Below are 8,552 nucleotides of genomic sequence, written 5' to 3' on the forward strand. Positions count from 1 at the left end.
ATGCTGCCCACGGCAGCGCTCATCGGCTCATATACGGTAAGCCCCCCCAACATGAACGACGGCTTCGAGAAAAAATTCGGCGGCTCATGGCATATCGGCGGTGTGATACGCATACCGCTGTGGCACTGGGGTGGCAATTACAACAAATACCGCGCCGCCCGCACCCAGGCCAACATAATGCGCCTGCGCCTCGAGGACGCAAAAGAGATGGTCGACCTCCAGGTAAGCCAAGCCGCCTACAAGACACGCGAGGCCATGAAGACCTACGACATGACCCGCGCCAATCTGCGCCAGGCCGACGAAAACCTGCGCCAGGCTCAACTCGGATTCAAGGCGGGTGTGCAGACTACCGACAATGTAATGGAGGCACAGACTGCCTGGCTCAAAGCCAACTCCGAGAATATCGATGCCGAAATCGATGTATACCTCTGCCGAGTGTACCTGTCAAAGGTGCTCGGCACTCTCGAATATCCCCACGATTGACCGCACTGACGGTAATATTTATTATTAAACAAGCTCTAATAACTTCATCGCATATACACATATGGCAACCAACGATTCAACCCCGACACCGGTCAAACAGGAGCGCGACAACAAGCTCGTAGGATCACTCGTCATAGTGGTCATAGTCACCGCACTGGTGGCCCTCATCGGATTCCTGTTCCTGAAGCCCTCGTCAGATGTACTTGAAGGACAGGCCGAAGCCACCTCAATCCGCATATCCGGAAAACTACCCGGACGCGTAATGGAAATATACGTCGAAGAGGGGCAGAAAGTGAAAGCCGGCGACACACTCGTGCATATCCACAGCTCGCTCGCCGACGCAAAGATGTATCAGGCCGAGGCCGTAAAAAATGCCGCCGCGGCCCAGAACCGCAAGATTGACGCCGGCACACGCTCCCAGATTATCCAGAGCGCATACGACCTGTGGCAGCAGGCTCTCGCCGCACGGAATATCACCGAAAAGACCTACACCCGCATGGAGAATCTCTATAAGCAGGATGTGGTAAGCGAGCAGCGCCGCGACGAGGCAAAAGCAGCATTCGAGGCGGCCAAAGCCGGCGAAAGCGCTGCCCGAAGCCAGTACCAGATGGCCAAGGAGGGTGCTCAGAAACAGGACAAGGAGAGCTCCCAGGCTATGGTCGATGCCGCTGCCGGAGGGGTGATGGAAGTCCAGGCCCTCCTCCAGGACCAGTACTTGACGGCCCCCTACGACGGTGAAATCGATGTCATATATCCCCACGAAAGCGAGCTGGTGGCGCTCGGCACTCCCATCATGAGCCTGCTTAAGATTCAGGACAAATGGGTCACATTCAATGTACGCGAGCAACTGCTCGGCAAGCTGACCATGGGCACTGAAATCGAACTTGAGATACCCTCGCTCGACAAGAAAGTGAAAGGCACTGTATACTACGTGCGCGACATGGGCGACTACGCTGCCTGGCGCGCTACAAAAGCCACCGGAGAGTGGGACTCCCGCACATTCCAGGTAAAAGTGCGTCCCAACGAGCCGGTCGACGACCTGCGCCCGGGCATGACTGTGATATGGCACAAGCCCAACTGATGTATCGGGTAGGCACTACGATGTCAGCCTCGACTTCGCCCCGATTCATCCCGTGGTTATATCAATCTCCAACCAATAATCTACATTAATAGCACTAAGCTATGCGCAAAGCCATTATCAACGGTTTCCGCCAACTGGTAAGCAGGCCTATCTACCTGATTGTGATGGTAGTGGTGCCGATGGTTACGGCGTGGTTTCTAATCGACCTGATGAGTGAGGGACTGCCGTTGCAGCTCCCTACCGCCATCGTCGACCTTGACCACACCACAACCTCGCGCCGCACCGCACGCAACCTCGCCGCCAACGAACTTGTCGACGTGGTCTACTCTCCGGAGACATACCACGACGCGATGGAGCTGCTGCGCAAAGGCAAAATATACGGTTTCTTCATGATTCCGGCCAACTTTGAGCGTGATGCCGTAAGCGGAAAAGAAACCACCATCACCTACTATGTCAATCTTGCCTACTACGTGCCGGGGTCCCTGTCGTTCAAATCGTTCAAGCAGACTGCGGTCACAACCACCGGCGGCATCATGGTGACATCGCTGGTAAGTGCGGGAGTTGACGAAGGAATGATACGCAACATGATACAACCGGTGGTAACTCAGGTACATCCATATGGCAATCCCTGGACCAACTACTCGATATATCTCAGCAACTCGTTTATCCCCTGCGCTCTCCAGCTCATAATATTTCAGATAACAGCCTTCTCATTCCTTCAGGAAATCAAACGCGGAAGTTCGATACGCTGGATACAGGATGCCGGCGGCTCGATAATAAAAGCCTGCCTCGGCAAACTGATTCCGCAATACCTGATATTCGCCACCGTAGGGATGGCCATCCTCGGCATACTCTACGGGTTCTGCCATTTCCCCCTCAATGGCAGCATTCTCGGAATGGTAGCCGCCATGCTGCTCTTTATCGCCGCAAGCCAGGCATTCGCGCTGACCATATGCTCGATAATACCCAATCTGAGGTTTGCGCTGTCGATACTCTCGCTTATCGGCATACTCTCGTTCTCGATAGCCGGATTCTCCTTCCCCGTAGAGCAGATGTACGGAGGCGTAGGCATATTCTCATATATCCTGCCTATCCGCTACTACTTCCTTATATACATCAACACCGCGCTCAACGGCTATGAGTTGTACTACTGCCGCTGGGAGTTTGTAGGCCTCGTTGTATTCCTCGCGCTGCCGTTTACCATGCTATGGAAACTGCGCCGCTACGCATATCATCCAGTATATATACCCTGACACATACATGCCACGCATATTCTCACATATCAGACAATGGTGGACGACACTTTACCGCTCGCTCCTCAACGGCTACAGGCTTATATGGGGCGACAAAGGGGTAATGCTGTTTTTCATAGCTCTGCCGGTGCTCTATCCGATCACTTACACTCTTATATACAATCCTGAGGTTGTCACCGACCTGCCTATGGCTGTCGTCGACAACAGTCGCACGGCCGAGTCCCGCGAGCTCGTACGCATGATTGACGCCACACAATATATCGGCGTGGCGGGCTATGCGTCGTCGCTTCAGGAGGCCAGAGAGTGGGCCAAGGAGCGTAAGGTATACTCCATACTGGTTATTCCGGAGGACTACGCGCGTAAAATCGGACGCAGCGAGCAGGCGGTACTACCCCTCTACACCGATATGAGCCTGCTGCTGCGATATCGCAGCATACTCTTTGCGATGACCGACCTGCAGCTACAGCTCGGCGCCGACATACGTGCCGAGGCTCTCGACCGCACTCCGGCCGCATTCGTAACCGCGCCACAGGAATCGGTAAAGGGTGTCGACACACAGTCATTCTTCCTCGGCGACCCAACGCAAGGATTCGCATCCTTCATCATGGTCGGACTCGTAGTGCTCATCCTTCAGCAAAGTGCCATGCTCGGCATAATGATGCTTGCCGGAGGCTCGCGTGAGCGCCGGCGCGTGAACGGCGGCATAGACCCTCAGGAAATCGCAGGGCCGATGTCGGCGTCAATACTCGGAAGGGCTCTTGCCGTGTTTACCATATACATGCCGCTTACCGTGTATATACTCCATTACATCCCTGTAATGTTCAGCCTGCCCCACATAGGCGCCCCGGCCGACTATCTGCTTTTCATGGCCCCGATGCTGCTGGCCTCGATATTCCTCGGACAGATTCTGTCGGTCATGATATCAGAGCGTGAGAGCTGTTTCCCGGTATTTGTGTTTACCTCCGTATTTTTCCTGTTCCTGTCGGGACTCACATGGCCCCGCACCGCCATGAATCCCCTGTGGAGCATTATCTCCGGATTCATCCCGGCCACATGGGGTGTCGAGGGATTTGTCGGCATCAACGCCAATGGAGCCACACTTGCCGACATGTCGACACAGTATGGCATGCTGTGGGTACTCACAGTCGCCTACTTCATCATAGCCTGCTTTACCGAGCGATGGGCCCGCAGCTACGACCGCCGCCATTTCCGGCTCCCATGCGTGCCCTGACATTGCTGTCGCATTCTGAAATTAAGCGCTGTATCGTCTATCCTGACCATACAGCGCTTAATATATTATTATCTGAATATGTTACCGGGAGGGTGCATCAGTCGATGATGCCGTTGGCGCGGAACACCTTCTGAATCTTCTCAAGTGCGGTAGTAACCTGCTCCATAGTGTGTGTGGCCATCAGCGAGAAGCGGATGAGAGTGTCGTGGGGAGCCACAGCGGGAGAAACCACAGGATTTACAAAGATACCCTCTTCAAGAAGGTCGCGGGTGATGGCGAATGTCTTGTAGTTGTCGCGCACGAACAGAGGGATAATCGGAGTAGATGTGTTGCCGATTTCGATGCCCATGTTGCGGAAACCGTCGAGAGCATAGTGGGTAAGTTTCCAGAGATTTTCCTGGCGTTCCGGTTCCTGCTCCATAAGGTCGATTGCAGCCAATGCGGCAGCTGTCGAGGCGGGAGTGATGCTCGCGGTGAAGATGTATGAACGCGAGTGGTGGCGCAGGAAGTTGGTTATCTCCTTGTCGGTAGCGATAAATCCGCCCAGCGATGCAAATGACTTGGAGAATGTACCCATAATCAGGTCGACATCGTCGGTAAGGCCATAGTGGTTTACCACACCGCGGCCACCCTTGCCGAATACTCCGATACCGTGGGCCTCGTCGATCATCACGCTTGCATTGTACTGCTTTGCCAGCTTCACCATCTCAGGAAGGTTGGCAACGTCGCCCTCCATAGAGAACACACTGTCGCTCACAATCAGCTTGACCTTGTCGGGATCACACTTCTTGAGCTGCTGCTCGAGCGACTGCATGTCGTTGTGCTTGTACTTCAAGGCGTGGGAGTACGACAGGCGGCGTCCGTCGATAATCGACGCATGGTCCTGCTCGTCAAAAATCACATAGTCCTCACGGCCTGTAAGGGTCGACACTACACCCAGATTTACCTCAAATCCGGTAGAGTATATCATTACATCCTCCTTGCCTATATATTCGGCGATACGCTGTTCGAGTTTCTTGTGAAGATCAAGCGTACCGTTGAGGAAGGGCGAGCCGGCACATCCGGTACCATATTTTCTGATGGCCTCTATGGCAGCCTCCTTTACCTTGGGATGATTTACAAGGCCGCTGTAGCAATTGCTACCGAACATCAGCACCTTCTTGCCATCCATGATGACTTCAGGATCCTGCTCTGATTCGATGGCACGGAAATAAGGGTATACCCCGAGGGCTTTCGCTTTCTGCGGCTCTGTATATTTGGCCAGCTTGGATTGTAAGAGCTTCATATTTCGTTACGGTGAATTATATCTGTTCTGCTACGTCAGAATATTCATTAGGTTTAAAATCAGGCACAGAGGCGACAGCAGCACTGCGCCGCCACTCTGAATTTTGCAGGCTGCAAAGATAACTAAAATTTGGAATTGAGCGTCCCCTCTTCACTTTTTTTCACACTTGCAGCTGTTATATCTCCCTGTCTCTCAACTTCTGCGACAGTCCCGCCCTCGGATGTGCCCGGAAGTATCTCCTTGGCCATGCCCGAGCGTGTGCTCTTTATACGCATCTTCACAGCATCGAATCCCTCGCCATAGACACCGTTGACATTGGCCTGGGTGATGAATGCGTTGTGGTCGATTGAGCGCGCGATACGGAATATGTTGACGGACTCATACTTGCGACACATCACCAGAAGCACCTTCACGGCCTCCTTGCTGTACCAGCCCATACCGTCGAGCACAGTACACCCGCGGTGGGCATTGTTGTTGATAGCGTCGGCAATCTCGCGCCAATGTTTCGATATGATGATAAACTGCACCGTCTGACGGTTGGAGTTAATGACAAGATCGGCCATGTACGACGCAAGAAATGTCACTATGAGACCATACACCACCTTGTCAATCTGATGGAATACCAGGAATGACGACGAGATGATGAGGAAATCGCAGTATATCATCATACGCCCTATCGACACGTCATTGTGTTTCGACACCATGGCGGCGACGATATCCGTGCCGCCGGTACTTCCGTTGTGGGAGAATACCAGACCTACGCCTACTCCACACAGAGCTCCGCCGATAATAATGTTCATAAATGTCTGCTGAGCTATCAGCGGCTCGGGAAACAGAGGCTGCAATATACCTATCAGACCGTTGAGCACAGTGGCGCTGAATACCGTACGCAACACAAATTGCTTGCCTACCACTCTGTAGGCCATGGCAAGAAGCAGCAGATTGAGCACATACGAAGTAAGGGCCACAGGTATTCCGCCAAGGAAATATACCAGAGAACCGATGCCGACAAGACCGCCGATTACAATCTTTTCAGGCAACACGAATGCAGAGAAGCCGAAAGCATAACAGGCCAGACCGAATATGATTATCACGTAGTCCTTATAAGACATCCATAATTTCTCTCTCGACAACATGACTTTTCTATTGTTAGAACTTGTTGAATAATAATAGCTTGTTTAGAGCTTGTTGAATAATAAACGTCACCGCCAGGGCGGTCAGTCGCTGGGCAGATTTTTTGACCTGCAAAATTACGTCAATCCAGGTTTTCGGCAAACAGTTTCATCAAATTATTTTGCCTGAAAACGCAGCAACAGCACTTCCTGACGCACATCGCAACTGCGCCTTCTGAAATGCTTCAGCAACTGGAACTCATACTTATCGGAATGCTCCGGCAGCCACTTCCGGCCATCCTCCACCCCGATAAGCATCACACCCGACTCAGGATTGTCAAGTTCAAACGGCCTCACACGGTCGGATGTATAGAAATCGGCTGTAAAAAAGCGAAGCATATCGGTCGACACATGGGCGTATATCGGACCCTCGGGCTGCTCCTTGGCAGCGGCCTCCGCAATCATCCTGTCGCTCTTGGCATTGATGATGCCTGGCTGATATGTGCCGCCGAAAGCTATATAGAGAAGCCATATGGTAGTCAGCGTCGCGGGAAACGACAGCTTCTTAGGTCCGCGCCACAGAAGCAATGTCACGGCAGCCATTACGGCCGACAGCGACACGCACACCCATTGCACCACTCCCCCGCTGTTATATAGCGATGTCACCATCATGGCCTGCTCAAGAGCGTGGCGTCCGTGGAGCAGACTGTAGGGGAACCATCCGCACTGCACCACGACATAGGCCACATAAGCGGTAATCGCCGTCAGACAGATAGTCCACATAAATGCCGATATGGCCCGGCTGCCGGCCTTCACAAGATGCAGTCCGTAGCCGGCCACCCACCATGCCAAGAACGGATATACGGGCAGAAGGTAAACACTGCGCTTGCTCTTGGGTATGCAGTAGAACACGAATATCACCACAAAACATACTATCGTAAAGCATTCGGCAGGCTCAAGCGCACGGAAACGCCTCCACCATCCCTGTACATATACATGGATGCGGGTCCACACCTTAATACGATGAAGAGAAAGCATGCTGAACAGTACGAGCAGAGTATATGGGAGCATCCCCAGAAGGACGGTCTGAAAATTGTACCATACAGGATTCTCGTGGGAGGCATAGCTCATAGTGCCCGTAAGGCGTCCGAAATTCTCCTCAAGGGCAAGGCGCAGGAATTCCTCCCCGCCTCGGGCGTAGGCTCCTACATACCATATCATCGGAATCACACACGAAGCGACGGCGATTCCAAGAAGTTTGTAAACGACACGCCAGAAATATACTCCCCTTACAAGCATGAACAGTCCGGCCACGGCACATGGGAGCAACACTCCGACCGGCCCTTTCGAAAGCATGGCTCCCGACATCATGAGCACCGGCGCCACAGGAAATCCTTGCATGCCGCGTTTCCAGTAATTATATAAGGTAAACAGCGCGCCAACCATAAAGAACGTAAGAAGCATATCCACGCGGCAGGCCATGCCGGCACGGTACACCTCAAACGAAGTGAGAAGTATGGTAGCACAAGCCATTGCTCTCCCGCGTTGCGCTCCGTTGTCGACATAGAAACGGAATGTCCACACCGTAAGCGCTATCAGCGCGAGCGCCGAAGGCATACGCGATATATATTCCGTGACCTGACCGCCGAAAAGCTGTGCGAGAAGCGCTATGCACCATGCCAGCAGAGGCGGCTTGTAGGGGATTACATCACCGTTGCTTACAGGGAGTATCCAGTCGCCGGTCTGAAGCATGGATACCGCTACTATCGCCTCGCGTGGCTCGCCCTTCGAATGAAAAAGGGCCATTCCCAGGAATGGCAACAGAAGAATGGCGGCTTCAAGGATGACTATCAGTGTTGAATGGCGCAGCCATAAGGATTCGGCATATGGCGGCAGGAGTGTCTCGCGCTTCATGTGTGAGTTAGAGCTTAGAGCTTGTTTAATAATAAATGTTACCGACAGGGCGGTCAATCGTCGAGCATATTTTCGCTTGTGATGAGGGAGTTATGGGGTTCCATAACGACCGAGGCGCAGGCGGAAAGATGCCGGCGATTGACCGACCGGAGGTAATTTGTTTAATATCGTTGATATATTTTTGCATTTATTT

The 8,552-nt window shown here is 52.9% G+C and carries 7 protein-coding genes; 4 read left to right on the forward strand and 3 right to left on the reverse strand.

Annotated elements, in window-relative coordinates; translation table 11 throughout:
- From K2I50_RS00795 to K2I50_RS00810, 4 genes are all read left to right on the forward strand, one after another.
- A partial coding sequence (locus tag K2I50_RS00795) for a TolC family protein (RefSeq protein WP_301024350.1) occupies positions 1-483 on the forward strand: 483 nt, incomplete at its 5' end.
- A gap of 61 nt (positions 484-544) precedes the next feature.
- Positions 545-1,564 (forward strand): HlyD family secretion protein, encoded by a 1,020-nt coding sequence (locus tag K2I50_RS00800; RefSeq protein WP_301024351.1) that lies wholly within the window; start codon positions 545-547, stop codon positions 1,562-1,564.
- A gap of 101 nt (positions 1,565-1,665) precedes the next feature.
- A complete protein-coding gene (locus K2I50_RS00805) occupies positions 1,666-2,817 on the forward strand; it encodes an ABC transporter permease (protein WP_301024352.1) in 1,152 nt (383 codons plus the stop codon).
- Positions 2,818-2,824: 7 nt separating this feature from the next.
- On the forward strand, positions 2,825-4,048 hold the full coding sequence (locus K2I50_RS00810) for an ABC transporter permease (RefSeq protein ID WP_301024353.1): 1,224 nt from the start codon (positions 2,825-2,827) through the stop codon (positions 4,046-4,048).
- A gap of 97 nt (positions 4,049-4,145) precedes the next feature.
- Here K2I50_RS00810 and spt read toward each other — a convergent pair whose 3' ends face one another.
- The 3 genes from spt to K2I50_RS00825 all read right to left on the reverse strand — a co-directional run bounded on the left by spt (position 4,146) and on the right by K2I50_RS00825 (position 8,359).
- Positions 4,146-5,333, reverse strand: coding sequence for a serine palmitoyltransferase (spt, locus tag K2I50_RS00815; RefSeq protein WP_301024354.1), 1,188 nt, complete (start codon positions 5,331-5,333; stop codon positions 4,146-4,148).
- Between the two features lie 122 nt (positions 5,334-5,455).
- Entirely contained in the window at positions 5,456-6,445 is a 990-nt protein-coding gene (locus tag K2I50_RS00820) for a YitT family protein (RefSeq protein WP_301024355.1), read from the reverse strand.
- Between the two features lie 177 nt (positions 6,446-6,622).
- A complete protein-coding gene (locus K2I50_RS00825; protein ID WP_301024356.1) occupies positions 6,623-8,359 on the reverse strand; it encodes an ArnT family glycosyltransferase in 1,737 nt (578 codons plus the stop codon).
- Positions 8,360-8,552: the final 193 nt, after the last annotated feature.

The organism is Muribaculum sp., from assembly GCF_029051885.1.
In the GTDB taxonomy this organism is placed as follows: Bacteria; Bacteroidota; Bacteroidia; order Bacteroidales; family Muribaculaceae; genus Muribaculum.

Coding starts and splice junctions, on each gene's coding strand:
- K2I50_RS00820 (WP_301024355.1), bottom strand. CDS start 6,445: ATGTCTTATAAGGACTACGTGATAATCATATTCGGTCTGGCCTGTTAT.
- K2I50_RS00825 (WP_301024356.1), bottom strand. CDS start 8,359: ATGAAGCGCGAGACACTCCTGCCGCCATATGCCGAATCCTTATGGCTG.
- K2I50_RS00805 (WP_301024352.1), top strand. CDS start 1,666: ATGCGCAAAGCCATTATCAACGGTTTCCGCCAACTGGTAAGCAGGCCT.
- K2I50_RS00800 (WP_301024351.1), top strand. CDS start 545: ATGGCAACCAACGATTCAACCCCGACACCGGTCAAACAGGAGCGCGAC.
- spt (WP_301024354.1), bottom strand. CDS start 5,333: ATGAAGCTCTTACAATCCAAGCTGGCCAAATATACAGAGCCGCAGAAA.
- K2I50_RS00810 (WP_301024353.1), top strand. CDS start 2,825: ATGCCACGCATATTCTCACATATCAGACAATGGTGGACGACACTTTAC.